We start from the raw sequence: 26,327 nt of genomic DNA, 5'->3' as shown, positions 1-26,327 counted from the left end.
CAATGCGAGCTCCGGGCTCCTCGACGGACACCGGCTTCGACGCGGTGGTCGCGCTGCCCTTCGGACCGTTCGGCGTCCGCACAGCCGACGGCGCCGTCAGCGAACTCGTCTTCCTGCCGCCGGACACGCCGCTTCGCGCACCGACGAACGACACGGCCCGCATCGCAGCCGAAGCCCTGCACGACTGGATCGAGCACCCGGAACAAGCCTTTCCGCTGCCACTGCGCGAATGCGGCACGCCTTTCCAGCGCCGGGTGTGGGCGGAAATCAGCGCCATTCCGGCAGGCCGGACGCGGACCTACGGCGAGCTGTCGGCCCGGCTCGGCAGCGCGGCACGCGCAGTCGGCCAGGCCTGCGGTGCCAACCCCTATCCGCTCGTCGTACCCTGCCATCGCGTCACCTCGGCCGGTGGCCTCGGCGGCTTCGCCAACGCCACCGGCGGCTGGCTGCTCGACGTCAAGCGCTGGCTGCTGAGGCACGAAGGCGCGGCATGACGGCGCGCCCGGCCGCTGCCGAAGCCGGCCTGGCCGCCGAAATCCGCAGCGAACTCGACCGCTTCACCGACAGCCTGTGGCTGGAGCACGGCCTCGCGCGCAACACCCTCGACAGCTACCGCAGCGATCTCGCCCTGTTCGCGGCCTGGCTGGCGGAACGCGGCCTGTCGCTGCCGCGCGCGCGGGCGAGCGAGCTCGCCGCCTATCTGGCCGAATTCAGCCTGCGCGCCCGCCCGGCCAGCCAGCGCCGCCTGCTGTCTGCCTGGCGGCGCTATTACCGCCATCTGCTCGCGAACCGCGAGATCGCCGAAGACCCGACGCTGATGCTCGATCCGCCGCTGCCCGGCCAGCGCTTTCCGAAGACGCTCAGCGAAGCCCAGGTCGAAGCGCTGCTCGCCGCACCCGACACTGAGACGCCGCAGGGCCTGCGCGACCGCTGCATGCTCGAAGTGCTGTACGCCGCCGGGCTGCGCGTATCCGAGTTGATCGGGCTGAAGCTCTTCGCCGTCAGCCTGGATCAGGGCGCGCTGCGGGTGATGGGCAAAGGCAGCAAGGAAAGGCTCGTGCCGCTCGGCGAAGTCGCCGCCGACTGGCTCGTGCGCTACCTGCGCGAAGCCCGCCCCGCGCTGCTCGCCGGCCGCAGTTGCGACGAAGTTTTCGTCACCCGCCTCGGCAGCGGCATGACACGGCAGATGTTCTGGCGCATCATCAAGCAGAACGCACTGCTGGCCGGCATTCCCCAGGAGCGCATTTCCCCCCATACGCTGCGCCATGCATTTGCGACCCATTTGCTCAACCATGGGGCCGATCTGCGCGTCGTCCAATTGCTGCTCGGCCATGCCGACATCTCGACCACCCAGGTGTATACCCATGTGGCACGTGAAAGACTCAAGCAACTGCATGCCAGGCATCACCCTCGGGGTTGATGGCGGCGCAGTCCTCCTGCCCCACTCCATCTCTTCAGCTCTTCCCGGATTCCGATCATGAGCCGACACGATATCCGTCCGCCGGAAACTCCGGCGACCCGTTTCCTGAAACAGCACGGCCTGGCCTATTCGAGCCATCTTTACGAATACGAGGAGCACGGCGGTACCGCCGTTTCTTCCCGCGAATTGAATGTCGACGAGCACGCGGTGATCAAGACCCTGATCATGGAAGACGAAAATGCCCGTCCATTGATCGTGCTGATGCACGGCGATCACAAGGTCTCGACAAAGGATCTCGCCCGCCAGACCGGACGCAAGCACATCGAACCGTGCAAGCCCGAAGTCGCCAATCGCCATACGGGCTACCTCGTCGGCGGCACCTCGCCTTTCGGCACCCGCAAAGCCATGCCGGTCTACATGGAGAGGAGCATTCTCGACCTGCCGCTGATCTATATCAATGGCGGCCGCCGCGGCTATCTCGTCGGCGTTCACCCGCACGACATTCTTCGAATCCTGCGGGCGGAGCTGGTCGAAGTGGCGAATTGATTGCCTCGAATGGCGCGGGTGAAACAATCGAATCATTCAAAATACAAAAAACCATCGTATTGCGCCGCAATTGCTGGCAGAATCCGGACATGGCTGCCGGGCACGGCTGATTCGATTGCTTGCCGGCCCAATTGTTTGCCGGCCAGACGCGGCATGAATTCGCCCAATTCCAACTCGCACAACCAACGAGGACACACCATGGACCTTTCGAGCCACTCGCTTCCCGAACTGCGCCGTCTGCAGGCAAAGGTCGAGACTGAAATCCGGCGCCGCAGCGACTCCACCCGCCGCACCCTGCTGAAGCAGGTGCAGAAGCTGGTCGCCGAACAAGGCCTCACCCTCGACGACCTGATCGACGCACCCGCCGCTGCGGCACCGGCCAAGGCATCTGCCACCAAGGCCAAGCGCGGCACCGCCAAGAAGGCCAAGACGCCTTCCGTCATCAAGTACCGCAATCCGGCCAATCCCGAGCAGGGTTGGAGCGGCCATGGCCGTCGTCCCCAGTGGGTGCTCGACTGGCTGGCGCAGGACAAGCCTCTGGAAGAACTGGCGGCTTGAGCTGGCAGAGCATGCGATGAAAAAGCCGGGCCCGCAGGTCCGGCTTTTTCATTTGCGGCGGCGAAACGCGCAAGGCGGCACGCCTGCCGCGTTCCGGAATACCGATCCATTCGGGCCAATGAATGCGTGGAATGCATCCATCGGCAGCTGCAATTGCCCGAATTTCAGACTTCCGCGGGCGGCGGCGCCGTACCGTCCCGCCCACGCTGGATGAAGACTCCGACCCGACGCACGTCCTTCATCACACCGATCTTCGCCACGCGCAGTTTCACCCAGGGCGCGCCGAACTCATCGAACAGCAGCTTGACGACGAATTCACCCAGGCTTTCGATCAAATTGAAATGACGCTGTCCCAGTTCCTCGCGAATGCGCTGGGTGACGACTGCATAGTCGATGGTGTCCGCGATGTCGTCCCGCTCTGCCGCGGTATCCGGAACGCCGAAGGTGAGATTGAGTTCGACGGTCTGCTGTCCGGTTTTCTCCCGCGCATAAACGCCGACCCAGGCTTTGACCCGCAATTCCTCGATGAAGATGAAATCCATGCTGGTTCCCGTTTAGAATCGCTGCGATTCTATCCTGTGCGCACACGCCGGCCGCGGCCGAAGATGCGCTTTCGCCACGGCTGTCCCGAACATTTGATGCATTCGCCTCCTCCAATCCGGAGAGGCGCGGAGCGAAGATGCCCCTCATTGCCCTGCTCCTCGGAGCCTATCTGCTCGGCTCGATTCCCTTCGCCATCGTCACCAGCAAGCTGTTCGGCCTGGAGGATCCGCGCCGCTACGGCTCGGGCAACCCGGGAGCGACCAATGTGCTGCGCAGCGGCAACAAAGGTGCTGCGGCGCTGACCCTGATCGGCGACTGCCTGAAAGGCTGGCTGGCAGTGTGGGCAGCCACCCGGCTCGGATTCGGTCCACTGGAAGCCGCCCTGGCCGGCCTGGCCGCCTTCCTGGGCCATGTGTTCACCATTTTCCTGCGCTTCAATGGCGGCAAGGGTGTGGCAACCGCGCTCGGCGTGCTTGCCGGCGTGGATGGGCGCATCGCCATCCTGTGCGCGCTGGTCTGGCTGGCGGTGGCGTTCACCACCCGCTATTCGTCTGCCGCGGCGCTGTCGGCCGCCGTTGCCGCGCCCGTCGCCGGCTTGATCTTCCTCGGGCCGCAAGCGAGCGTGCTGGTGCTGGCGGCGATGGCCGCGCTGCTGATCTGGCGCCACGCCGCCAACATCCGGCGCCTGCGGGACGGCACCGAAGGCAGGATCGGCGGCAACAAGAAACCGAAAGCGGACTGAGCCGCTCAGGCCACTGCCGCCTGCGGCGGCTTCAGCTCGGCCAGCGGCCAGCGCGGCCGGATGCGCACCGACGGCTCGCCGGAAACAGCTTCTCCGGCGCCAAGGCGCATCGCGCCAGCGAAAGCGATCATCGCGCCATTGTCGGTACACAGCGCCGGCTCCGGGTAATGGACCCGCCCGCCCCGCTGCTGCAGGGCGGCATCCAGGGTCTGCCGCAGATGCAGGTTGGCACCGACGCCTCCTGCCACGACCAGGGTCTTCAGTCCGGTCTTCTTCAGTGCCGCCAGCGCCTTCGCGCACAGCACCTCGACCACCGCCTGCTGGAACTCCGCCGCCAGGTCGGCCATGCCGGCCGGATCCCAGTCCGGAGCCGAAACGACATTGAGCACCGCAGTCTTGAGGCCGCTGAAACTGAAATCGAGATCGCCCGAATGCAGCATCGGCCGCGGCAGGCGGAAGCGGCCGGCCACCCCTTGTCCGGCAAGCCGGGCAAGCTGCGGCCCGCCGGGATAGCCCAGGCCGAGCAGCTTGGCGGTCTTGTCGAACGCCTCGCCGGCGGCGTCATCGACGGATTCGCCCAGCAGCGCGTAATCGCCCACACCCCGTACCCGCATCAACTGGGTATGCCCGCCGGACACCAGCAGCGCGACGAAGGGGAACTGCGGCGGATCGGCCGACAGCAGCGGCGACAGCAGGTGGCCTTCGAGATGATGGACCGGCAGCGCGGGAATGCCGCGCGCCAAGGCGAAGGATTCGGCCACGCTCGCGCCGACCAGCAGCGCCCCCGCCAGGCCGGGTCCCGAAGTGTAGGCCACGGCGTCGACATCGCGGTTCTCCAGTCCGGCCTGCGCCAGCACCTGCTTCATCAGCACCGGCAAGCGGCGGATGTGGTCGCGCGAGGCGAGTTCGGGCACCACACCGCCATAGGCCGCGTGGAGGTCGATCTGCGAATGAAGGCAGTGCGCCAGCAGTCCGGCCTCGGTGTCATACACCGCGACGCCGGTCTCATCGCACGAGCTTTCGATTCCCAGCACTTTCATGGCTTGCATCCGTTTGATTCGGTGCGCCATTTTAACCTTCGCCGGCCATCTTCCGTGCACCTGGCCCTTGCCATCCGGACGGGCGTGGTTTATATTCGCCGTCTTTCTGCCCACAAGACACCCAAGGAAGTCCGCAATGCCCGGTATCCGCGTCAAGGAAAACGAGCCGTTTGAAGTTGCGATCCGCCGCTTCAAGCGCACCATCGAAAAGACCGGTGTGCTGACCGAACTGCGCTCGCGCGAGTTCTACGAGAAGCCCACCGCCGAGCGCAAGCGCAAGCTGGCCGCCGCCGTGAAGCGCAATCACAAGCGCCTGCGCAGCCAGACCCTGCCGCCGAAGCTGTACTGACTGCCGCAGCAGCCGGAACCCGGCTGCTTCAGCTCACCGGCTGCCCCAACAGCCGGCCATACGCCGGAAGGAGATCGAACGAGACGATCTTCTGCCGGCGTTGTGCATTTCCGCCCGCGCAACTCGTCTACGGTCGCGTACGATGATTCCCCAGTCCTTCGTTCAGGAACTGCTGTCGCGCGTCGATATCGTCGACGTCATCGAACGCTACATCCCGCTGAAGAAGAGCGGTGCGAACTACTTCGCCTGCTGCCCTTTCCACGGCGAGAAATCCGCTTCGTTCTCGGTCAGCCCATCCAAGCAGTTCTATCACTGCTTCGGCTGCGGCGTGCATGGCAGCGCACTCGGCTTCCTGATGGAATACAGCGGGCTCGGCTTCGTCGACGCGGTGAAGGAACTCGCCGCCCAGGTCGGCCTGCAAGTCCCCGACGACGGACGCAGCGCCGGCCCGCAGGACGACGGCAGCGAACGCCTCTACGAGGCAATGAGCCTGGCTGCACGCTTCTACCGCGACCAGCTCAAGCCCACCCGCCGCGCCGTCGATTACCTGAAGCGCCGCGGCCTGTCGGGCGAAATCGCCGCGCGCTTCGGCCTCGGCTACGCCCCCGACGACTGGCAGGCGCTGCAGAAGGTCTTTCCCGACTACCAGGCAAAGATCCTGGCCGAAGCCGGCCTGGTCATCGACAACGACCAGGGCCGGCGCTACGACCGCTTCCGCGATCGCATCGTCTTTCCGATCCATGACCGCCGTGGCCGCGTCATCGCTTTCGGCGGCCGCATCCTGGACAAGGGCGAGCCGAAGTATCTGAACTCACCGGAAACGCCGCTGTTCGAGAAGGGGCGCGAACTCTACGGCCTTTACCTGGCGCAGAAGCCGATCCGCGACGAAGGCTTCGCCGTCGTCGTCGAAGGCTACATGGACGTCGTCGCGCTGGCGCAATTCGGCATCGCCAACGCCGTCGCCACCCTCGGCACCGCCACCACGCCGCAGCACGTCCACACCCTGCTGCGCCAGACCGACCGCATCGTGTTCTGCTTCGACGGCGACGCTGCGGGCCGTCGCGCCGCCTGGCGGGCGCTGGAGAACGCGCTGGAATCCCTGCGCGACGATGCGACGCTGGCCTTCCTGTTCCTGCCGGCCGAACACGACCCCGACTCCTTCGTCCGCGCCGAAGGCACCGAAGCCTTCCGCAAGGCGGCGACCGGCGCCAAGCCGCTGGCGCGCTTCCTGATCGAGGAGTTGCACAGCCGCCATGACATGGATGCGGCCGAAGGCCGCGCCGCCTTCGTGCACGAGGCCGCACCGCTCGTCACCCGCATCGCCGCCCCGCTGCTGCGCCTGCAGGTGATCAAGATGGTGGCGGAGGAAAGCGGCCTGACCCAGGAGGAAGTGGAGCACGCCTTCGGCGTCATCGCCGCCAACCCGAAGCACGGCCGCCATCGTGCGCCGCAGCCTGCTCCAGGCCCGGAGGAATCCCCCCGCCCCAGCTTCCAGGGCAAGCGGCGCAGCGGCGGCCTCGCCGGCATGCGTCCCGCCGGCCGCCGCAAGCCGCCTTCGACCGCCGCCACCCTGCTGCGGCTGATCATGCAGCATCCGGCCTGGGCAGCGCGCATGCCGGTCGACCTGGTGCCGTCGGACAGCACGGAAGGCCTCGCCCTGATCGCCATCATCGACATGATGAGCCTCGGCGAACCCATTCCGCCGGGCGGGCTCGGCGCGCTGATCGAGCGCTTCCGCGACACTCCTCACAGCGAAACACTGTCACGCGTCGCCGCGGAACTCGTCGACGCCGAATTCGACGAAAGCATCGTCGAGACCCTGTTCGAGGACAGCCTGCGAAAACTCCACGCCGACAGCCTCTCCGCCGAAATCGAGGCCCTGCTCCGCCACGACCGCGAGCACGGCCTCGATGCCGCCGGGCGGCACCGCCTGGCCGAACTGCTGGTGGACAAGCGCAAGCTGGCAGAAGCATCGAAAGCCTCGGATTTATAGTATAATTTTCGGTTTACCGTTTTCTTACTCCCTCACCTGAGGAGTGCTATGGCACGCGAAACAGCCAAGGATTCGCCGCGCAAGACCAGCCCCAAGGGGCGGACATCCAAAGCGAAGGACAAGGCCGCACAGGTCGTCGAAAGCCCCGTCGCCGCGCCGCTGGACGCCGAAGTCCGGCGTACGCGGCTGAAGACGCTGATCACGCTCGGCAAGGAGCGCGGCTACCTCACTTACGCCGAAATCAGCGATCACCTGCCCGACGACGTCGCCGACGCCGAGCAGATCGAAGGCATCATCGCCACCTTCAACAACATGGGCATTCAGGTCTACGACGAGGCGCCGGCCGCCGAAGACCTGCTGATGTCGGACAGCGTCGCGAGCAACGTCGACGAGGACGTCGCCGAAGAAGAAGCCGAACAGGCGCTGTCGTCGGTCGACTCCGAATTCGGCCGCACCACCGATCCGGTGCGCATGTACATGCGCGAAATGGGCACGGTCGAGCTGCTGACCCGCGAAGGCGAGATCGAGATCGCCAAGCGCATCGAGGACGGCCTGAAGCACATGGTCCAGGCCATTTCGGCCTGCCCGACGACGATCGCCGAAATGCTCGAGATCGTCGACCGCATCGTTGCCGACGAAGCCAAGATCGACGAACTGGTCGATGGCCTGATCGACCCGAACTCCGGCAGCGAAGAAGCCGCCGGCGACGACGGCAGTGACGACGCCGACACCGACGAGACGGACGACGACGAAGGCGACGAATCGGACGGCGACGACGACGAATCCGACGAGGACAGCGCCGAGCGGGCCAACGCCGCCTCGCTGCTGCAGCTCAAGAACGACTCTCTGGCGCGCTTCGCGGTCATCCGCGGGCTTTACGCCCAGAAGATGGACGTACTGGGCAAGAAAGGCTCGCAGGACACCCAGTACCTGCTGCTCCAGCAGCAGATCTCGGACGAACTGCTCAACATCCGCTTCACCGCCAAGGCCATCGAACGCCTGTGCGACTCGGTGCGCCACATGGTCGAACAGGTACGCGGCCACGAACGCCAGATCCTGCGCCTGTGCGTCGACCGCTCCGGCATGCCGCGCCAGCACTTCATCAAGAACTTCCCGGGCCACGAGACCGATCTCGACTGGCTGAAGAACGAAATCGCCGCCGGCAAGAACTACGCCGAGAACCTGCTGCGCGCCCACCCCGCAGTGCTCGAAGAGCAGCAGAAGCTCATCGACCTGCAGGACAGGCTCGGCATTCCGCTGAAGGAACTCAAGGACATCAACCGCCAGATGTCCACCGGCGAAGCCAAGATGCGCCGCGCCAAGCGCGAGATGACCGAAGCCAACCTGCGCCTGGTGATCTCGATCGCCAAGAAGTACACCAACCGCGGCCTGCAGTTCCTCGACCTGATCCAGGAAGGCAACATCGGCCTGATGAAGGCGGTGGACAAGTTCGAATACCGCCGCGGCTACAAATTCTCGACCTATGCGACGTGGTGGATCCGCCAGGCCATCACCCGCTCGATCGCCGACCAGGCGCGCACGATCCGCATCCCGGTTCACATGATCGAGACGATCAACAAGATGAACCGCATCAGCCGCCAGATCCTGCAGGAAACCGGTGCCGAGCCGGATCCCGCGACCTTGGCCGAGAAGATGGAGATGCCCGAGGAGAAGATCCGCAAGATCATGAAAATCTCCAAGGAGCCGATCTCCATGGAGACGCCGATCGGCGACGACGACGACTCGCATCTGGGCGACTTCATCGAGGACACCGCCACCCTGGCGCCGGCCGAGGCAGCGATGTACTCCGGCCTGCGCGACGCCACCGGCGAAGTGCTGGATTCGCTCACCCCGCGCGAAGCCAAGGTGCTGCGCATGCGCTTCGGCATCGAGATGAACACCGACCACACGCTGGAAGAAGTCGGCAAACAGTTCGACGTCACCCGCGAACGCATCCGCCAGATCGAAGCCAAGGCACTGCGCAAGCTGCGCCACCCGAGCCGCTCCGAAAAACTGCGCAGCTTCCTCGACAGCGACCAGTAAGACGTTTCCCGGGCCTCTAGCTCATGCCTGGTTAGAGCAGCGGACTCATAATCCGTTGGTGCTGGGTTCGACTCCCAGGGGGCCCACCAGAAGCAGAAAACCGCCGATCCGCAAGGGTCGGCGGTTTTCGTTCCGGCGTTCGGAACGGAAAGGGGATTCGCTTGCGGAAGCGAGTGACAAGGGCGAGCAAAGCCGCAGACGTGACGATGGGGACCGAAGTCCCCACCGGCTGTCTTGGGTAATAAGGCTTCAGCGGCCCCAGCTGTGCCGGTTAGGCGGCAACAGCGAAACGCTCATCGTTGGCGTTTGTGGTTTTGCGCGGATTACGTCCGTCGCCTCTCGGGTTGCCTGCTCACCTTTGCCCGCCCTGTCGAAACCAGTACACCCCCACCCAAGCACACTCATCTGCAGCAAGCGCAATACGTGCGCTTGGGTGGAGGTGAGGGGAATCGAACCCCTGTCCAGAACGCCTCCGGGTTGCCGGAATTACAACCATGAGCGCTATGGTACGCAGACGGACGTGTGCGTCAAGCCCCCATCCCTGTCTTTGGCGGCCGGAGTTGTAAGCACAGCTGTCCCATCGCGCAGCAAAGGCCGGCCGGGCCGCGGGCATCCGCGCGGAAGATCCGCAGGCACGCTTAGGGGAAGCCCGGGGCTGGGACGAATCGGCGACTCGGGTGATAATGTCGGACTGCCGATTCAACGGACTGTATGCAATGAAGCGTGTTGACGATTTTCGCCTGAAGCTGGGTTCGCACGAGCTGGTGCCGATCATGGTGGGTGGCATGGGTGTCGATATCTCGACAGCCGACCTCGCCCTCGAGGCAGCCCGCCTGGGCGGCGTCGGGCATATTTCGGACGCGATGCTGCCGACGGTTTCCGATCGCCGCTACAACACGAAATACGTCAAGAACAAGCTTCAGCAATACAAGTTCAACGTCGCCAACTCGGACAAGTCCATCGTCCAGTTCGACCTCGGCCTGATCGCCGAAGCCACCGCGACGCATGTCAGCCGCACGATGGAACGCAAGCGCGGGGCAGGCCAGATTTTCATCAACTGCATGGAAAAGCTGACCATGAACGCGCCGAAGGACACGCTTCGGGCGAGGCTTCGCGCCGCGATGGACAACGGCATCGACGGCATCACGCTGGCGGCCGGCCTGCATCTGGGTTCGTTCGCACTGATCGAGGACCATCCGCGCTTCCATGACGTCAGGCTCGGCATCATCGTCAGCTCGCTGCGCGCGCTGCAGCTGTTCCTGAAGAAAAGCGCCCGCACCGGCCGGCTGCCCGACTACGTCGTCGTCGAAGGCCCGCTCGCCGGCGGCCATCTGGGCTTCGGCCTCGACTGGGCGCAGTACGATCTCGCCACCATCGTCGTCGAGATCCGCGACTGGCTGAAGGAACAGCAGCTCGACATTCCGCTGATTCCTGCCGGCGGGATCTTCACCGGCACGGATGCGGTGAACTTCCTCGAAATGGGCGCGGCGGCAGTGCAGGTCGCGACGCGCTTCACCGTGACCCGGGAATGCGGCCTGCCGGAAGACGTGCAGCAGCATTACTTCAAGGCCAGCGAGGACGAGATCGAGGTCAACCAGATCTCGCCCACCGGCTATCCGATGCGCATGCTCAAGAGCAGCCCGGCGATCGGCAACGGCATCCGCCCCAATTGCGAAGCCTACGGCTACCTGCTCGACTCGACCGGCAACTGCCAGTACATCGAAGCCTACAACCGCGAAGTCGCCGCCCATCCGGAGGCGAAGAAGATCCGCGTCTTCGACAAGACCTGTCTGTGCACCCACATGCGCAACTTCGACTGCTGGACCTGCGGCCACTACACCTACCGGCTCAAGGACACCTCGGTGCGCGAGGAAAGCGGCGACTACCGCATCCTGTCGGCCGAGCACGTGTTCCACGACTACCAGTTCAGCACCGACAACAAGATCGCCCTGCCCGGCTGACGGGCGGCAAACCCGGTGTCCGGCACTCCCGCCGCCCGGATGGCCGCCGGAGTGCCGGACACCGGGCCCAGGATCAGAAAGTCCTGCTCTGGATCAGTTCGACCTTGTAGCCGTCCGGATCTTCCACGAAGGCGATGATCGTCGTGCCGTGCTTCATCGGCCCGGCTTCGCGCACGATCTTGCCGCCGCGGGCACGGATCTCGTCACAGGCCTTCTTCGCGTCCGGCACTTCGAGCGCGATGTGGCCGTAGGCCGTGCCCAGCTCGTACTTGTCCACGCCCCAGTTGTAGGTCAGCTCGAGCACGGCGCCGTCCTGCTCGTCCTGGTAGCCGACGAACGCCAGCGTGAACTTTCCGTCCGGATAGTCGTGCCGGCGCAGCAGGCGCATCCCGAGCACATCGGTGTAGAAGGCGATGGAGCGATCTAGGTCGCCGACGCGCAGCATGGTGTGGAGAATTCTCATGTTCAGTCCTTCCTCTGTTTGAGATTTGCCGCCGGAACCGGCCGGCGGCTGGAATGGCCGTTCAATCTTCGGCCTCGAGATTGTCGACCTGAGTGTCGACCTGAGCGCCCGCCTGCGCCGCACCGGCGGCGCCGATCACGGGCAGGCCTGCTGCGGCCTGCCGCAGGCGGGCACGTCCGGTGCGCCAAGCCGGGCAGACCGATTCGACCACCGCCCAGAAGCGGGGCGAGTGATTCATCTCGCGCAGATGCGCGACTTCGTGCGCCACCACGTAGTCGATGAGTTCGGGCGGCAGATGCACCAGCCGCCAGTGCAGCCGGATGCCGCTCAGGCTGCTGCAACTGCCCCAGCGCGTGCGCGCATTCGACAGCCTCACCGGCGGCACCGGCAAGGCCAGGCGCAGGCAGTACTCCTCGACCCGGCCACGATACCAGGCCAGCGCGCGGCCCTGCAGGGCACGCAGCAATGCGCGCTCGGCATCGGCCCGGGCAGGAAGATGCAGTTCCTCCGCGCCGTCGTTGCCCGGGCGCCATTGCGCGCGGCTCACGCCGCCGATGCGCAGCCGCATCGGGCGGCCGAACAAAGGCAGTTCGCAGCCATCCGCCGGCACCACCACCGGCGCGCGGGAAAGCTCGGCGGCACGGCCCAGGCGGTCGAGCAGCCAGGCAGCGTGATTGCGGATGAAGGCGTCGATCTCGGCCAGCGGCGTGCGCAAGGGCGCCGACACCCGCGCGCCGCGGTGATCGATCTGCAGGGCCAGCGTGCGCCGTGCCGGCGAACGCCTCAGCGTCAGCTCGACACATTGCCCACCCAGCTCGATCCGGTGCGCTTCCTCGCTCGCCGCCGCGCTACGCGCATGCTTCAAGGCTTGTCCTGCCACTCCAGCCCGCGTGCCTCCAGGTCGGCCTTGATCGAGACCATCGCTGCGGCCACTTGCCCAGCCCTACCCTTCATGCCCAATTCGAGCGATCGACGCTGTCCTTCTTCCGCCAGCGTGGGCAGGCTGAACAGCGTCGCATCGGGGAAGTCGGCGGTGATCTGCCGCATCAGGCCGATCAACTGGCCTTCGTAGGCATCCCAGACGGTGACGGCCTGCTCGACGTAATCCTCGGCGTGGTGCAGATGGGCGTACTTGGTATCGAGCACCCATTCGACCATCGGCCAGGCCATCTTCGGGAAGCCCGGCGTGAAGTAGTGGTTGCGGATGGAAAAGCCCGGAATCCGGTTGTAGGGATTCGGCACGATCTCGCTGCCGCGCGGATAAACCCCCATCTGCAGGCGTTCGGGGGTGGTTTCGTCGCCGAAGCGGGCACGAATCTCGGCCTCCGCCTCGGGGTGCAATTCGAGTTCCAGGCCGAGCGCGGCGCCGGCCGCCTCGCGCGTGCGGTCGTCCGGTGTGGCGCCGATGCCGCCGAAGCTGAAGACGGCGTCGCCGGTGGCGAAAGTCTGGCGCAGCGTGTCGGCGAGCCGCTCGAAGTCGTCGCCGCAGTAGCGCGCCCACGACAGCTTGAGGCCGCGCGCGCCGAGCAGTTCGATCAGCTTGGCCAGATGCCTGTCGCTGCGGCGGCCCGACAGGATCTCGTCGCCGATGATCAGGGCACCGAAATTCATTGCGGAATCTGCTCCCGGCCGGGCGCTTCGGCATCGAGCAAGGTCACGCCGCGCACCAGGCGGTCCTGGCGCAGCCGGTCGAGCAGGTAATGAACGAAAGCCAGACCGGCATAGGCCGGCGCAACGAGGTTCACCACCGGCACATAGGCCAGCAAGGCGCTGCCGCCGCCCAGCAGCAGCATCTGCGGCCGCCAGTCACGGCGCAGGCGGTCCAGTTCCTCGTCGTCGGCATGCAGCATCAGCGCGTCGTAGCCGAAGGCACGCTGGTTCAGCCAGCCGGTCAGGAAGACCGAAGCCAGCAGCCCCACGCCGGGGATCAGCCAGAAAGGCAGCGACACGATCAGGGCGATCAGGAACAGCACGCCGGCAAGGATCGAATTCCAGGCACTGCCCAGGTTGGACCCGCCCTTGCGTTGCTCGATGTCGGCATAGTCGCGGCGGGCGACACGCTCCAGCATCATCGGCAATGCGATGGCGGCGACGATCAGCGCTGCCGTCACATAGACCAGCGGCACCAAGGCCAGCGCCACCGCAATCTTGACCAGCACCAGGGTCACGGCGGCCGTCGCCTCGGAAGCCGAAATCCAGCTGCCGACGAAGCTCCAGCCGCCCACCCAGGCGAAGATCCAGTCCGTCACCGGCACCCAGGCGAGCACCGCGACCACCGTCCAGATCAGCATCGACACCAGGCCCGGCCACAGCAGGTGCCAGAAGATGTCGCGCTGGAACAGGCTGCGCGTGGCGCGGCCGAAAGCGATCAGGATCTCCTTCATGTCTCCTCCGTGCCCGGCGTGTTCAACGCGGCATGCCCGGCAGGCCACCCGGCATCATGCCTTTCATGGCACGCATCATCTTGTGCATGCCGCCCTTGGAAAACTGCTTCATCACTTTCTGCGTCTGCTCGAACTGGTTCAGCAGGCGATTCACTTCCTGTACCGTCACCCCCGCGCCAGCGGCGATGCGCCGCTTGCGGCTGGCCTTGAGGATCTCGGGCTTGGCGCGCTCGAGCGGCGTCATCGAGTTGATGATGCCTTCGATGCGGCCGATGGCCTTTTCTTCCGCGCCGCCCTGCAACTGCCCGGCGGCCTGGGCGAACTGCGCCGGCAGCTTGTCCATCATCGACGCCAGCCCCCCCATCTTGCGCATCTGGCCGATCTGCTCCTTGAAGTCGTTGAGGTCGAAACCCTTGCCGCTCTTGAGCTTCTGCGCGAAGACGCGCGCCTTTTCCTCATCTACGCCGCGGCGCGCCTCCTCGACCAGGCCGAGGATGTCGCCCATGCCGAGGATGCGGCTGGCCATGCGGTCGGGATGGAAAGGCTCGATTCCGCCGAGTTTTTCGCCGACACCGGCGAACTTCAGCGGCTTGCCGGTGACGTGGCGCACCGACAGCGCCGCGCCGCCGCGCGAATCACCGTCCAGCTTGGTCAGCACCACGCCGGTCAGCGGCAGCGCCTCGTTGAAGGCGCGCGCGGTATTGACCGCGTCCTGGCCGAGCATGGCGTCGACCACGAACAGGGTCTCGACCGGCGACACCGCGGCGTGCAAGGCCTTGATCTCGGCCATCATCGCCTCGTCGATGGCCAGGCGGCCGGCGGTATCGACCAGCAGCACGTCGACATGGTGCTTGCGTGCGTAGTCCAGCGCCGCCTGCGCGATGTCGACCGGCTGCTGCCCCACGGCCGAGGGGAAGAACTCGACGCCCGCCTGGCCCGCCACCGTCTTCAACTGCTCGATCGCCGCCGGGCGATAGACGTCGGTGGACACCACCAGCACTTTCTTCTTCTGCTGCTCGTGCAGCAGCTTGGCAAGCTTGCCGGTCGTGGTGGTCTTGCCCGCGCCCTGCAGGCCGGCCATCAACACCACCGCAGGCGGCTGGACGGCGAGATTCAGGCCCTCGTGGGCGCTGCCCATCAGGCTGCGCAATTCGTCATGCACCACCCCGACCAGCGCCTGGCCGGGGGTCAGCGAGCCGACGACTTCCTGGCCCACCGCCTTTTCCTTGACCTTGGCGATGAAATCCTTGACCACCGGCAGCGCCACATCGGCCTCGAGCAGCGCCATGCGCACCTCGCGCATCGCTTCCTGGATGTTGTCTTCCGTCAGGCGGGCCTGGCCACGAAGGGTCTTGACGACTTTTGACAGCCGCTGGGTGAGATTGTCGAGCATGTGCGAGAAGCCTTCGTCCGGGGGTGACTTGGAGTAAACTTGCGTCTTGATATGCGCTCAATTCTACTTCATCTGATTCCCGCCTCGCTTTACGCCGGCGTCGGCATCGCGTACTGGCGCAGCTACACCGCCGCACGCGCGCCCGCAGCGAAAGGCCAGTCGTGCATGTCGCTGCGCGAGCGCCTGTTCCTGCTGCTGACGCTGATCGCGCACGGCGCGGCCCTGCACACGGCGATCTTCCCGGACGGGCAGATGCGCTTCGGCTTCGGCGTGGCGATGTCGTTGATGGTTTGGCTGGCGGTCTGCTTCTACTGGGTCGAGACGCTCTATACCCGGCTGGACGGCCTGCATACGCTGATCATGCCGGCCGGCGTGGTGGCGAGCATCGTGCCGCTGATCTTTCCGGGCGAGCACGTTCTCGTCAACGCGGCCTCGCCCGCATTCCGTGCGCACTTCGTCATCGCCATGCTGGCCTACAGCCTGTTCACCCTGGCTGCGCTGCACGCGATGCTGATGTCGATCGCCGGGCGCCAGTTGCACAACGCCCGCTTCAGCCGGCTGCTGGCGTGCCTGCCGCCCCTGCTGACGATGGAAGCGTTGCTGTTCCGGCTGATCTCGATCGCCTTCGTGCTGCTCACGCTGACGCTCATCACTGGCGTGATGTTCTCGGAATCCCTGTTCGGCCAGGCGTTCCGGGTCGACCACAAGACGGTCTTCGCCTTCGTCTCCTGGCTGCTGTTCGGCGGGCTTCTGCTCGGCCGCCAGCTGTGGGGCTGGCGCGGCCGGACCGCGCTGCGCTGGACCCTGGCCGGCTTCGTCGCGCTGATGCTCGCCTACGTCGGCAGCCGCTTCGTCATCGAAGTGGTACTGCAGCGGGCGGGCTGAACCGCTACCCCCGTGACGGCGAGCACGGGGCCTGCCTTCGTGCTGCAGTGAAGCCTTTACAAGGCTCGAGCCTGGATGCAACATCGACCGCAATTCAGTCCAGGGCAAGACATGGCGGCAAATCCTCAATCAGCCCTGAGCGGCTTCGCTCGGGCTCTCGTTCAGCACGGACGCATTTCCGAGGCCGACGCGATCGCCTGCACGCCACGGGACGCCGAAGGCGCCAACGCCTTCATGCTCGAAATCGCGCAGCGCGGCCTGCTGTCCGCCGCGGCCATGGCCCGCTTCGCCGCCGACACCTTCGGCTATCCGCTGGTCGACATCGCCGCCTTCGACAAAGCGACGTTCTCGATCGACGCGGTCGACCGCAAGCTGATGCAGAAGCATCAGGTCGTGGCCCTGGCCAAGCGCCAGAACCGCATCACGCTCGCCCTCGCCGATCCGTCCAGCATGCGCGCGCTGGACGAGATCCGCTTCCAGACCGGCATGCAGCTCGATCTGGTGGTTGCCGAAGCCGACAAGCTCAAGCGCGTGGTGGACGGCTTGTCGGAATCCGCCTCGGAAACGCTGAAGGAACTCACCGGCGACGATTTCGACATGGACCTCCTGAACCAGGAGGCGCCGGGCGAGGCACAGGCGGAAGAGGAAAGCAGCAACGACGTCGACGACGCGCCGGTCGTCCGTTTCATCCAGAAAGTGCTGATCGACGCGATCAACGAAGGCGCGTCCGACGTTCACTTCGAGCCTTACGAGAAGTACTACCGCATCCGCGTACGCACCGACGGCACGCTGCGCGAGATCGCCCAGCCGCCGCTGGTGCTGAAGGAAAAGATCGCCGCCCGCATCAAGGTCATCTCGCGCCTGGACATCTCCGAGAAGCGCGTTCCCCAGGACGGACGCATGAAACTGGTGCTGTCCAAGAACAAGGCCATCGACTTCCGCGTGTCGACGCTGCCGACCCTGCACGGCGAGAAGATCGTGATGCGTATCCTCGACCCGAGTTCGGCGATGCTGGGCATCGATGCGCTCGGCTACGAGCCGGACCAGCGCAAGGCCCTGCTCGACGCCATCGAACGGCCCTACGGCATGATCCTCGTCACCGGCCCGACCGGCTCCGGCAAGACCGTATCGCTGTACACCTGCCTCAACCTGCTGAACAAGGCAGGCGTCAATATCTCGACCGCGGAAGACCCGGCGGAAATCAACCTGCCCGGCATCAACCAGGTCAACGTCAACGAGAAGGCCGGGCTGACTTTCGCCGCGTCCCTGCGCGCCTTCCTGCGCCAGGATCCGGACGTGATCATGGTCGGCGAGATCCGCGACCTCGAAACCGCCGAGATCTCGATCAAGGCAGCGCAGACCGGCCACCTCGTGCTGTCCACGCTGCACACCAACGACGCACCGACCACGCTCGAACGCCTCAAGAACATGGGCGTGGCGCCGTTCAATATTGCCTCTTCAGTGATCCTGATCACGGCGCAACGCCTGGCGCGGCGGTTATGCTCCTGCAAGAAACCGGCCGACATACCGATCGAAGCGATGCTGGAAGCCGGTTTCACGGTGGAAGACCTCGACGGCAGCTGGCAGCCCTATGCGCCAGTGGGTTGCGAGCGCTGCAAGGACAGCGGTTACAAGGGACGGGTTGGCATCTATCAGGTCATGCCCATCAGCGAGGAAATTGCTCACATCATCATGACGGGTGGGAACTCCATGGACATCGCCGCACAGGCCGAACGCGAAGGCGTGCGCGACCTGCGCAAGTCCGGCCTGCTCAAGGTCAGGCAGGGCGTCACCTCACTCGAAGAAGTGCTGGCCACGACCAACGAATAAGGCAAAGGAAGTTCGATCACATGGCAACCGCAAGCCGGGCAGCGCATCAGACGGAGCCGAAAGAGCACCTCTACAACTGGGAAGGCAAGGACAAGAGCGGCAAGATCGTCCGCGGCGAAATCCGCAGCAACGGCGATGCCCTCGTTCGCGCCATGCTGCGCCGGCAAGGCATCCTGGTCACCAAGGTCAAGCAGCAGAAGATGTCGCGGGGCGGCAGGATTTCCGACCGGGACATCGCGCTGTTCACCCGCCAGTTGGCGACGATGATGAAATCCGGCGTGCCGCTGCTGCAGGCTTTCGACATCGGCATCAAGGGTTCGGGCAACCCGGCGCTGGCACGCCTGCTCAACGATGTCCGCACCGACGTCGAAACCGGCTCCAGCCTGTCGCAGGCCTTCTCCAGGCACCCGGTGCATTTCGACAGGCTGTTCTGCAACCTCGTCAGCGCGGGCGAACAGGCCGGCATCCTCGACAGCCTGCTCGACCGCATCGCCACCTACAAGGAAAAGATCCTCGCCATCAAGGGCAAGATCAAGTCCGCGCTGTTCTACCCGATCGCCGTCATGGTGGTGGCCGCGCTGGTCATCTCGGTGATGATGCTGTTCGTCATCCCCGAATTCAAGAGCGTCTTTGCCGGCTTCGGCGCCGACCTTCCGGCGCCGACGATGATCGTGATCGCGATGTCCGACTTCTTCGTCGAGTTCTGGTACATCGTGCTCGGCATACCGATCCTGGCCATCGCCGTCGTCGGTTGGCTGTACAAGCGCTCGCCGGCCATGCAGATCGCGGTCGACCGCATGGTGCTCAAGCTGCCGGTCGTCGGTCCGATCATCCGCAAGGCCACCGTGGCGCGCTGGACGCGGACCCTGTCGACCATGTTCGCCGCTGGCGTGCCGCTGGTGGAAGCGCTCGACTCGGTGGGCGGCGCCTCGGGCAACCACATCTACCTGATGGCAACGCGCGAGATCCAGAACGAAGTCAGCACCGGCACCAGCCTCACCGTGGCGATGCAGAGCTCGGACGTGTTCCCCACCATGGTCGTGCAGATGGTGTCGATCGGCGAGGAGTCCGGCCAGCTCGACGCCATGCTGGGCAAGGTCGCCGACTTCTTCGAGCAGGAGGTCGACGAGGCCGTCGCAGGCCTTTCGCAACTGCTCGAACCGATCATCATGGTCTTCCTCGGCACCGTGATCGGCGGCCTGGTGGTCGCGATGTACCTGCCCATCTTCAAGCTCGGCTCCATCGTCTAGGAGTCCCATGTCCGAGGCTCTTCGCGACCCCATCGCCTTCACCGTACTGGGCGCCCTGCTCGGGCTGTTCGTCGGCAGCTTCCTCAATGTGGTGATCCACCGCCTGCCCAGGATGATGGAGCGCGAATGGCATGCCCAGGCGGCGGAGCTTCGCGGCGAACCTGCGCCGGCGGCCGAACGCTTCAACCTCGCCACGCCGCGCTCGCGCTGCCCGCACTGCGGCCACCTGATCGGCGCCTTCGAGAACATTCCCGTCGTCAGCTACCTGGTCCTGCGCGGCCGCTGCCGCCACTGCGGTGCCGGCATCAGCAAGCGCTACCCGATCGTCGAGGCCTTCACCGCCGCACTGTCGGGCTACGCAGCCTGGCACTTCGGCTTCGGCCTCACCGCGCTCGGCGCCCTGCTCTTCATCTGGACGATGGTGGCGCTTGCCTTCATCGACCTCGACACCCAGCTCCTTCCCGATGAACTGACGCTGCCGCTGCTGTGGCTCGGCCTGCTGTTCAATCTGGGCGAGACATTCACCGATCTGCCGAGCGCGGTCGCCGGCGCGATGGCCGGTTATCTCGCGCTGTGGTCGGTCTATTGGACCTTCAAGCTGCTGACCGGCAAGGAAGGCATGGGCTACGGCGACTTCAAGCTGCTGGCGGCGATCGGCGCCTGGCTGGGCTGGCAGGCGCTGCCATTGACGATCCTGTTCTCGTCGCTGGTCGGCGCGCTGGCCGGTGTCGCGCTGATCGTCGTCGCCCGCCGCGGCCGCGATGTCCCGATCCCCTTCGGCCCCTATCTCGCCGCGGCGGGCGTGATCGCGCTGTTCTGGGGCGAAGCCCTGAGCACCCGCTACCTCGGCATGCTGTAGCCCGGCGCAAGCGGCAGCGGGGGGGCGGCTTCCGCCCATCCTTGAAACTCCTGCCGCGCGCGCCCATCTGCCGCCTTGCTCCGCTGCCGCGGACTCCGACTTTTTCCTTATGCTGCATTGCGTTAGACTTGCGCACTTGTTTTCGGGAGCCTGTCATGCCCATCTACGAATATCGTTGCCCGGATTGCGGTTTCCAGAAGGAACACCTCCAGAAAATGAGCGATGGCCCGCTCTCCAGCTGCCCTTCCTGCGGCAGCACCGGCTATGCCAAGCTGCTGTCGGCCGCCGGCTTCCAGCTGAAAGGCAGCGGCTGGTACGCGACCGACTTCAAGGGCGGCGGCAATGGCAGCAGCACGTCGGGCAGCACCGGCAGCAGCACGCCTGCCGCCCACAGTTGTTCCGGGGGCGGCTGCGGCTGCCACTGAGCGTCGGAGCGGGCCGCACCAGGCCGGCCTGCGCCCGATGCCCCCCTGCAAAGAGACTCCGTGAAGAAATACTTCATCACCGGCCTGCTGATCTGGATTCCACTGGCGATCACCTTCATGGTGCTCGCCTGGATCATCGGCACGCTCGACCAGATCCTGCTGTGGCTGCCCAACGGCGCCCAGCCCCGGGAATGGCTGGGCTTCGACATCCCGGGCGTCGGCATGCTGATGAGCCTGCTGATCGTGTTCACCACCGGATTGATCGCCGCCAACGTGCTCGGCCAGAAGCTCGTCCAGGTGTGGGAAGCCCTGCTCGCCCGCATTCCGGTGGTGAAGTCGATCTACTACGGCGTCAAGCAGGTGTCGGACACGCTGTTCTCCAGCAGCGGCCAGGCCTTCCGCAAGGCGCTGCTGGTGCAGTACCCGCGCCAGGGTTCGTGGACGATCGCCTTTCTCACCGGCCAGCCCGGCGGCGACGCGGCCAGGCACCTGCGGGGTGACTACGTCAGCATCTACGTGCCGACGACGCCGAACCCGACGTCGGGCTTCTTCCTGATGATGCCGAAGGAAGACGTCATCGAGCTCGACATGAGCGTCGACGAGGCACTCAAGTACATCATCTCGATGGGCGTCGTCGCCCCACCCTCACGCCTGCCCGAGCGGGCAGCACTGCTCAACGAATAACCCTCCTTTCAGACCTCCACGCGGCGTCCTGCGCCGCCATCAAGACCAGCCGGAACCCATCCATGCGAACTCATTACTGCGGCAAAGTCACTGCCGCCGACCTCGACCAGACCGTCACCATCTGCGGCTGGGTACACCGCCGCCGCGACCACGGCGGCGTCATCTTCATCGACCTGCGCGACCGCGAAGGCCTGGTGCAGGTGGTGTGCGACCCGGATCGCGCCGAGATGTTCAGGATTGCCGAATCGGTGCGCAGCGAGTTCGTGCTGAAGATGAGCGGCAAGGTGCGCCGCCGGCCGGCCGGCACCGAGAACGCCAACCTGACCTCGGGCGAGATCGAGATCCTCTGCCACGACATCGAGGTACTCAACAGCGCCGCCACGCCGCCCTTCCAGGTCGACGACGAGAACCTGTCCGAGACGGTGCGCCTGGCCAACCGCGTCATCGACCTGCGCCGTCCGCAGATGCAGAAGAACCTGATGCTGCGCTACAAGACGACGATGGCCTTCCGCCGCTTCCTCGACGCCGCCGGCTTCATCGACGTCGAGACGCCGATGCTGACCAAGAGCACGCCCGAAGGCGCGCGCGACTACCTCGTGCCCTCGCGCGTGCATCCGGGCCAGTTCTTCGCCCTGCCGCAGTCACCGCAGCTGTTCAAGCAGTTGCTGATGGTCGCCGGCTACGACCGCTACTACCAGATCGTCAAGTGCTTCCGCGACGAGGATCTGCGCGCCGACCGCCAGCCCGAGTTCACCCAGGTCGACCTCGAGACCTCGTTCCTGGACGAAACCGAGATCACCGCGCTGGTCGAGGAAATGATCCGCTTCGTGTTCAAGGAAGCGCTCGACGTCGAGCTGCCCGCGCCCTTCCCGCGCATGAGCTATGCCGAAGCGATGCGCCGCTACGGCTCGGACAAACCCGACCTGCGCGTCACGCTCGAACTCACCGACGTCACCGACGCAGTGCAGGACGTCGCCTTCAAGGTCTTCAGCGGCCCCGCCACTTCCGGCGGCCGCGTCGCGGCGATGCGCGTGCCCGGCGGCGCCAGCCTGACGCGCGGCGAGATCGACGAATACACCAAGTTCGTCGGCATCTACGGCGCCAGGGGCCTGGCCTACATCAAGGTCAACGACGCTTCCCAGGCCAACGAGCAGGGCCTGCAGTCGCCGATCGTCAAGAACATCCACGAAACCGCGCTGCGCACCATCCTCGAACGCACCGGCGCGCAATCGGGCGACCTGATCTTCTTCGGCGCCGACAAGACCAAGGTCGTCAACGATGCGATGGGCGCGCTGCGCACCAGGCTCGGCCACGAAAAGGCTTACGTCACGGGCCAGGCCTGGTGCCCGCTGTGGGTGGTCGACTTCCCGATGTTCGAATACGACGAGGACGACAAGCGCTGGACCGCCTGCCACCATCCCTTCACCAGCCCGAAGGACGGACACCTGGAGCTGCTGACCAGCAACCCGGGCGAATGCCTGGCCAAGGCCTACGACCTGGCGCTGAACGGCTGGGAAATCGGCGGCGGCTCGGTGCGTATCCACCGCGCCGACGTGCAGGCCAGGGTGTTCGAGGCGCTGAACATCGGCCCCGAGGAACAACAGGCCAAGTTCGGCTTCCTGCTCGACGCGCTGAAGTACGGCGCGCCGCCGCACGGCGGCCTGGCCTTCGGCCTCGACCGCATCGTCACGATGATGACCGGCGCCGAATCCATCCGCGACGTCATCGCCTTCCCGAAGACGCAGCGCGCCCAGTGCCTGCTGACCGATGCGCCGGGCGAGGTCGACGAGAAGCAGTTGCGCGAGCTGCACATCCGCCTGCGGCAGAAGGTCGAAACCCAGGTCGAGATCGGCAAGGGCTGAGCGACAAGAACCAAGCGGCAGGAGCTGAGCCCCCCCCGGCTTCGCCACCTGCCGGCAACGCGGGCTCCACGGCCTTTCATCCATCGCGGTGAAAGGCCGTGGAGCCCGCACCGTTTCAGATTTCACCCGGGATGACGTAATCTTCACCCGAGGCACGCACCGCGTGCATTTGGCGCCAATACAGATGCTTCTTCCGAACGAGCTCGAAGTTCTCGTCGTCGAAAGCCAATCCACCATGCGCACGCAGCTGCGCACGATGCTGGCATCCATCGGGATCGAAACCGCCCATTACGCGGTGTCCGCCACTGCGGCGATCAAGCAACTGCGCGAGCAGCGCTACGACCTGATCCTGTGCGAGTACAACCTCGGCGAAGGCCAGGACGGCCAGCACCTGCTGGAGGACCTTCACGCCCACGGCATCCTCCCGCCCGACACGGTGTTCGTCATGATCACCGCCGAACGCAACAACGAGCGCGTCACCAGCGCCTGCGAGCTGACGCCGAACGACTACATCCTCAAGCCGCTCAATGCCGAGACGCTGCGCGTGCGCCTGCTGCGCGCCTTCCAGAAGCGCGATGCCTTCCTGCCCGCCTGGCAGCTGATGCGCCTCGGCGACCCGATCGGTGCGATCGAATACTGCCGCATCGCCCGCGACGAGAACCCCCAGTACCTGACCGATCTGATGCGGCTGCAGGCGCAGTTGCACGTCGGCATCGGCCAGCTCGACGAAGCCGAAGCGCTCCATCGTGAGATCCTCGGTTCGCGCAGCATTCCGTGGGCCGAACTGGGGCTTGCACGAATCCTCGTGCTGAAGAAGCGCCATGTCGAAGCGGAAAGCATCCTCGTCGACCTGCTCGCCCGCCACGACCGCTTCATCGCTGCCTACGAACTGCTCGCCCGCCTCCAGGAGGAGACTGGCCGTCCGCACGAAGCCTGTGCCACGCTCGCCACCGCGGCGGAAAAATCCCCTTATCGCATGGCCCGCCTGCGCCGCCTCGGCACCCTGTCGCTGGCCATCGGCAATCCCGCCGGCGCCGAAGCCGCGCTTGCGGAAGTCGTCAGCAAGGGGAAATACTCGGCGTTCCGCGATCCCGAAGATCACGTCCGCCTCGTCCAGGCCCAGCTTGCCCTGGACAAGATCGGCGACGTGCAGGAGACGATCACCGACCTCGACCGCAGCATGGGGCGGCAGCCGAAAGGCGAAGTGTGCAAGGCAGTCTGCAATGCGCTCATCCATGCCCACAAGCAGGATCGCGCCGGTGCGCAGCAGGCGCTCAAGGCCGCGATGCTGGCCGGCGGCACGATCCGCGAGCTTTCGGTCGAACTGCGCCAGGATCTGATCAAGACCTGCTTCGAACAGGACATGCAGGAACAGGCCAGCGAACTCGCCACCGATCTGCTGCGCAGTTCGGCCGACGAGCGCACCATCGAAACGACCCGTGCCATGCTCGACACCCGCGGACTCGGGCAGTTGTCCCGGAAGATCGAGGCCCGCGTGCAGGCCGAAGTCAAGACGCTCGTCACCACCGGCGCCGAAAAGGCCCGCGCGGGCGATTTCGACGGCGCCGTGAGCGAGATGATGAGCGCCGCGCGCAAGCTGCCGGGCAATCCGCATGTGCTGTTCAACGCCGCGCTGGCGCTGTTGCGCCATATCGAGCATCGCGGCTGGAACGACGCCTTCGCCACCCAGGCCCACGGCTTCATCCAGCGCGCCCAGCGCCTGTCGCCGGCCAACCCGCGCCTGGCGGCGATCACCGGCTTCATGCACGATCTGATCAAGCGCTACGGCATCCGGCCGGAAAAAGTCCTGACGCGGGTCATCCGCTCCTCCTGACGCCCAGCCATGATGCACACCCTGCTGCTCCGCCTGAGCGCTCTCGCCCTGCTCGCCCTCGCGGGCTGCACGCCCGCCTCGCCCGACAAGGGCGCACACGCCGGCATTCCGCCCGAAGCCTTCGAGACCATCGCCCTGATCCAGCAAGGCGGGCCTTTCCCCTACCGCAAGGACGGCACGGTGTTCCAGAACCGCGAAAAGCTGCTACCGCAAAAACCCCGCGGCTGGTATCGCGAATACACGGTGCCCACGCCCGGCGCGCGCGATCGCGGCGCACGCCGGATCGTCGCCGGCGGCAAGCCGCCGGAAATCTTCTACTACACTCCGGACCACTACCGGAGCTTCCGCCAGGTGGAACCGCGCCCATGACGCCGAGCCGCCCCTGCCCCCCCGTCCCGTCCGCCACGGACCCGCTCATCCTGCGGGTCGACCTCGCCGGCTGCACCGGCAAGGCCGAACTGCTCGATCGCTTCGCCGCGGCGCTGCACTTTCCCGCCTGGTTCGGACACAACTGGGATGCGCTTGCCGACCTGCTCTGCGATCTGTCATGGCTGCCGGCGTCGGCCCGCCATCTCGTGCTGTCCGGGCCGTCCGGACTGCGGACGGCCGATCCGGACAGCCACGCCACCCTGCTCGAAATCCTCGACGACAGCATCGCCTACTGGTCCGGCACCAGCACACCGCTCAGCGTCGCCATCGAGGAAAGTGGGCGAAGCGACGATCCTGATGCCTGAGCGGCCGCACCTGGCCGGCCGTATCGACCGGTCGCGCCTGGCCCAGGCCCGGCTTGCACCAGGCTGACCACCTGCGCGGCCTCGCTACCCGCTCAGCGATCGTGGTCCCGCTCTCGCGAGGAGCTCTCGTGCCTGAACCTCCGTAATGGGCCCGCCCCAAGCGCCTGACAGCCCCCAAAGATGGTGCCGGGCCTTTGGCCGATCACCTCGTGGCGGGCATGGGCGGTCTCGCCGCCCGCCGATTTCCCCGCAAGCATCGCGTCATTCGAGCTTCCCCTGCTCGAAGGGTGGCATATTCCGGGTGCAAGCCGACCCACCCGGAGTATGCCCGTAATCTTTTGCTATATATCTCTCATATGTTACCGTTATCGCTTTTCATGGATCGATACGGGAGCCACGGCCATGAACCGTCTTCTGGTCGCCCACACGCCGCTGGGCGACGCGCTGTGGGCGGTGAGCCTGTCGGGCCGCGAGGCGCTGTCCTCGCTGTACCGCTTCACGGTGCGCTTCAAGTCCGAATCGCCCGACC

At 65.8% G+C, this 26,327-nt stretch carries 27 protein-coding genes, 1 tRNA gene and 1 other RNA gene; 20 read left to right on the top strand and 9 right to left on the bottom strand.

Going from position 1 to position 26,327, the window contains the following annotated elements:
• The first annotated feature begins 2 nt into the window (after positions 1 to 2).
• The 3 genes from TBU01S_RS14805 to ybaK are packed head-to-tail and all read left to right on the top strand — an operon-like array spanning position 3 to position 1,966.
• On the top strand, positions 3 to 494 hold the full coding sequence (locus TBU01S_RS14805) for a methylated-DNA--[protein]-cysteine S-methyltransferase (protein ID WP_068637499.1): 492 nt from the start codon (positions 3 to 5) through the stop codon (positions 492 to 494).
• Positions 491 to 1,420: a site-specific tyrosine recombinase XerD gene (gene xerD / locus TBU01S_RS14800; RefSeq protein ID WP_068637497.1), complete on the top strand. Its 930-nt coding sequence runs from the start codon at positions 491 to 493 to the stop codon at positions 1,418 to 1,420. The genes TBU01S_RS14805 and xerD overlap by 4 nt, the downstream gene beginning before the upstream one ends.
• A gap of 57 nt (positions 1,421 to 1,477) precedes the next feature.
• A complete protein-coding gene (gene ybaK, locus TBU01S_RS14795) occupies positions 1,478 to 1,966 on the top strand; it encodes a Cys-tRNA(Pro) deacylase (RefSeq protein ID WP_068637495.1) in 489 nt (162 codons plus the stop codon).
• A gap of 32 nt (positions 1,967 to 1,998) precedes the next feature.
• On the opposite strand, the gene TBU01S_RS24995 is transcribed toward ybaK, so the two are convergent.
• Complete coding sequence (locus TBU01S_RS24995) at positions 1,999 to 2,121, bottom strand: hypothetical protein (RefSeq protein ID WP_281178456.1); 123 nt, start codon at positions 2,119 to 2,121, stop codon at positions 1,999 to 2,001.
• A gap of 43 nt (positions 2,122 to 2,164) precedes the next feature.
• Between TBU01S_RS24995 and TBU01S_RS14790 the strand changes: the two genes are divergently transcribed.
• Positions 2,165 to 2,524 (top strand): H-NS histone family protein, encoded by a 360-nt coding sequence (locus tag TBU01S_RS14790; RefSeq protein ID WP_068637493.1) that lies wholly within the window; start codon positions 2,165 to 2,167, stop codon positions 2,522 to 2,524.
• 164 nt (positions 2,525 to 2,688) lie between these two features.
• On the opposite strand, the gene TBU01S_RS14785 is transcribed toward TBU01S_RS14790, so the two are convergent.
• Entirely contained in the window at positions 2,689 to 3,066 is a 378-nt protein-coding gene (locus TBU01S_RS14785; RefSeq protein ID WP_068637491.1) for a dihydroneopterin aldolase, read from the bottom strand.
• Positions 3,067 to 3,203: 137 nt separating this feature from the next.
• On the opposite strand from TBU01S_RS14785, the gene plsY reads away from it, so the two are divergent.
• Positions 3,204 to 3,809, top strand: coding sequence for a glycerol-3-phosphate 1-O-acyltransferase PlsY (gene plsY, locus TBU01S_RS14780; protein ID WP_068637489.1), 606 nt, complete (start codon positions 3,204 to 3,206; stop codon positions 3,807 to 3,809).
• Between the two features lie 5 nt (positions 3,810 to 3,814).
• Here plsY and tsaD read toward each other — a convergent pair whose 3' ends face one another.
• A complete protein-coding gene (gene tsaD, locus TBU01S_RS14775; protein ID WP_068637487.1) occupies positions 3,815 to 4,849 on the bottom strand; it encodes a tRNA (adenosine(37)-N6)-threonylcarbamoyltransferase complex transferase subunit TsaD in 1,035 nt (344 codons plus the stop codon).
• Between the two features lie 136 nt (positions 4,850 to 4,985).
• Here tsaD and rpsU point away from each other — a divergent pair, with 136 nt between their 5' ends.
• From rpsU to TBU01S_RS14755, 4 genes are all read left to right on the top strand, one after another.
• On the top strand, positions 4,986 to 5,198 hold the full coding sequence (gene rpsU, locus TBU01S_RS14770; protein ID WP_002924646.1) for a 30S ribosomal protein S21: 213 nt from the start codon (positions 4,986 to 4,988) through the stop codon (positions 5,196 to 5,198).
• A 142-nt stretch (positions 5,199 to 5,340) separates the two neighbouring features.
• Positions 5,341 to 7,191, top strand: a complete 1,851-nt coding sequence (gene dnaG / locus TBU01S_RS14765; protein ID WP_068637485.1) for a DNA primase — start codon at positions 5,341 to 5,343, stop codon at positions 7,189 to 7,191.
• Between the two features lie 48 nt (positions 7,192 to 7,239).
• Complete coding sequence (gene rpoD, locus TBU01S_RS14760; protein WP_068637483.1) at positions 7,240 to 9,234, top strand: RNA polymerase sigma factor RpoD; 1,995 nt, start codon at positions 7,240 to 7,242, stop codon at positions 9,232 to 9,234.
• A 10-nt stretch (positions 9,235 to 9,244) separates the two neighbouring features.
• Positions 9,245 to 9,323: transfer RNA gene (locus tag TBU01S_RS14755), tRNA-Ile, on the top strand.
• A gap of 112 nt (positions 9,324 to 9,435) precedes the next feature.
• Here the strand turns inward: TBU01S_RS14755 and ssrA are convergent.
• Positions 9,436 to 9,779: a transfer-messenger RNA gene (gene ssrA / locus TBU01S_RS14750) on the bottom strand.
• A 171-nt stretch (positions 9,780 to 9,950) separates the two neighbouring features.
• Here ssrA and TBU01S_RS14745 point away from each other — a divergent pair.
• The gene (locus TBU01S_RS14745; protein WP_068637481.1) at positions 9,951 to 11,195 is read left to right on the top strand and encodes a nitronate monooxygenase; all 1,245 of its coding nucleotides are present in this window, start codon (positions 9,951 to 9,953) and stop codon (positions 11,193 to 11,195) included.
• A gap of 73 nt (positions 11,196 to 11,268) precedes the next feature.
• Here TBU01S_RS14745 and gloA read toward each other — a convergent pair whose 3' ends face one another.
• The 5 genes from gloA to ffh all read right to left on the bottom strand — a co-directional run bounded on the left by gloA (position 11,269) and on the right by ffh (position 15,435).
• Positions 11,269 to 11,658, bottom strand: a complete 390-nt coding sequence (gloA, locus tag TBU01S_RS14740; protein WP_068637479.1) for a lactoylglutathione lyase — start codon at positions 11,656 to 11,658, stop codon at positions 11,269 to 11,271.
• A gap of 61 nt (positions 11,659 to 11,719) precedes the next feature.
• Complete coding sequence (locus TBU01S_RS14735) at positions 11,720 to 12,523, bottom strand: M48 family metallopeptidase (protein WP_068637477.1); 804 nt, start codon at positions 12,521 to 12,523, stop codon at positions 11,720 to 11,722.
• Positions 12,520 to 13,269 carry a competence/damage-inducible protein A gene (locus TBU01S_RS14730; RefSeq protein ID WP_068637475.1) on the bottom strand — a complete coding sequence of 250 codons (750 nt, stop codon included), beginning with the start codon at positions 13,267 to 13,269 and terminating at the stop codon, positions 12,520 to 12,522. Before TBU01S_RS14730 ends, TBU01S_RS14735 begins: the two co-directional genes overlap by 4 nt.
• The gene (locus tag TBU01S_RS14725) at positions 13,266 to 14,042 is read right to left on the bottom strand and encodes an EI24 domain-containing protein (protein WP_068637474.1); all 777 of its coding nucleotides are present in this window, start codon (positions 14,040 to 14,042) and stop codon (positions 13,266 to 13,268) included. The genes TBU01S_RS14730 and TBU01S_RS14725 overlap by 4 nt, the downstream gene beginning before the upstream one ends.
• A 22-nt stretch (positions 14,043 to 14,064) precedes the next feature.
• Positions 14,065 to 15,435, bottom strand: a complete 1,371-nt coding sequence (ffh, locus tag TBU01S_RS14720; RefSeq protein ID WP_068637472.1) for a signal recognition particle protein — start codon at positions 15,433 to 15,435, stop codon at positions 14,065 to 14,067.
• A gap of 51 nt (positions 15,436 to 15,486) precedes the next feature.
• On the opposite strand from ffh, the gene TBU01S_RS14715 reads away from it, so the two are divergent.
• The 10 genes from TBU01S_RS14715 (at position 15,487) to TBU01S_RS14670 (ending at position 25,798) form a co-directional block, all read left to right on the top strand.
• On the top strand, positions 15,487 to 16,320 hold the full coding sequence (locus tag TBU01S_RS14715; RefSeq protein ID WP_068637470.1) for a cytochrome C assembly family protein: 834 nt from the start codon (positions 15,487 to 15,489) through the stop codon (positions 16,318 to 16,320).
• Positions 16,321 to 16,431: 111 nt separating this feature from the next.
• Positions 16,432 to 18,150 carry a type IV-A pilus assembly ATPase PilB gene (pilB, locus tag TBU01S_RS14710; RefSeq protein WP_068637468.1) on the top strand — a complete coding sequence of 573 codons (1,719 nt, stop codon included), beginning with the start codon at positions 16,432 to 16,434 and terminating at the stop codon, positions 18,148 to 18,150.
• A 20-nt stretch (positions 18,151 to 18,170) separates the two neighbouring features.
• On the top strand, positions 18,171 to 19,400 hold the full coding sequence (locus TBU01S_RS14705; protein ID WP_068637466.1) for a type II secretion system F family protein: 1,230 nt from the start codon (positions 18,171 to 18,173) through the stop codon (positions 19,398 to 19,400).
• A 7-nt stretch (positions 19,401 to 19,407) separates the two neighbouring features.
• Complete coding sequence (locus tag TBU01S_RS14700; protein WP_068637464.1) at positions 19,408 to 20,259, top strand: prepilin peptidase; 852 nt, start codon at positions 19,408 to 19,410, stop codon at positions 20,257 to 20,259.
• Positions 20,260 to 20,414: 155 nt separating this feature from the next.
• Positions 20,415 to 20,684 (top strand): FmdB family zinc ribbon protein, encoded by a 270-nt coding sequence (locus TBU01S_RS14695; RefSeq protein ID WP_068637462.1) that lies wholly within the window; start codon positions 20,415 to 20,417, stop codon positions 20,682 to 20,684.
• Between the two features lie 60 nt (positions 20,685 to 20,744).
• On the top strand, positions 20,745 to 21,368 hold the full coding sequence (locus TBU01S_RS14690) for a DUF502 domain-containing protein (RefSeq protein WP_068637461.1): 624 nt from the start codon (positions 20,745 to 20,747) through the stop codon (positions 21,366 to 21,368).
• Positions 21,369 to 21,430: 62 nt separating this feature from the next.
• Positions 21,431 to 23,230, top strand: a complete 1,800-nt coding sequence (aspS, locus tag TBU01S_RS14685; protein WP_068637459.1) for an aspartate--tRNA ligase — start codon at positions 21,431 to 21,433, stop codon at positions 23,228 to 23,230.
• Between the two features lie 184 nt (positions 23,231 to 23,414).
• Positions 23,415 to 25,064, top strand: a complete 1,650-nt coding sequence (locus TBU01S_RS14680; RefSeq protein ID WP_068637457.1) for a response regulator — start codon at positions 23,415 to 23,417, stop codon at positions 25,062 to 25,064.
• Positions 25,065 to 25,073: 9 nt separating this feature from the next.
• The gene (locus TBU01S_RS14675) at positions 25,074 to 25,433 is read left to right on the top strand and encodes a guanyl-specific ribonuclease (RefSeq protein WP_068637455.1); all 360 of its coding nucleotides are present in this window, start codon (positions 25,074 to 25,076) and stop codon (positions 25,431 to 25,433) included.
• Entirely contained in the window at positions 25,430 to 25,798 is a 369-nt protein-coding gene (locus TBU01S_RS14670) for a barstar family protein (protein WP_068637453.1), read from the top strand. The genes TBU01S_RS14675 and TBU01S_RS14670 overlap by 4 nt, the downstream gene beginning before the upstream one ends.
• Positions 25,799 to 26,327: the final 529 nt, after the last annotated feature.

Origin of the sequence: Thauera butanivorans NBRC 103042 (genome assembly GCF_001591165.1) — a bacterium.
Classification (GTDB): domain Bacteria; phylum Pseudomonadota; class Gammaproteobacteria; order Burkholderiales; family Rhodocyclaceae; genus Thauera; species Thauera butanivorans.
Note: the sequence above shows the minus strand (reverse complement) of the source record. Positions and strands in the feature narration are given on the sequence as shown.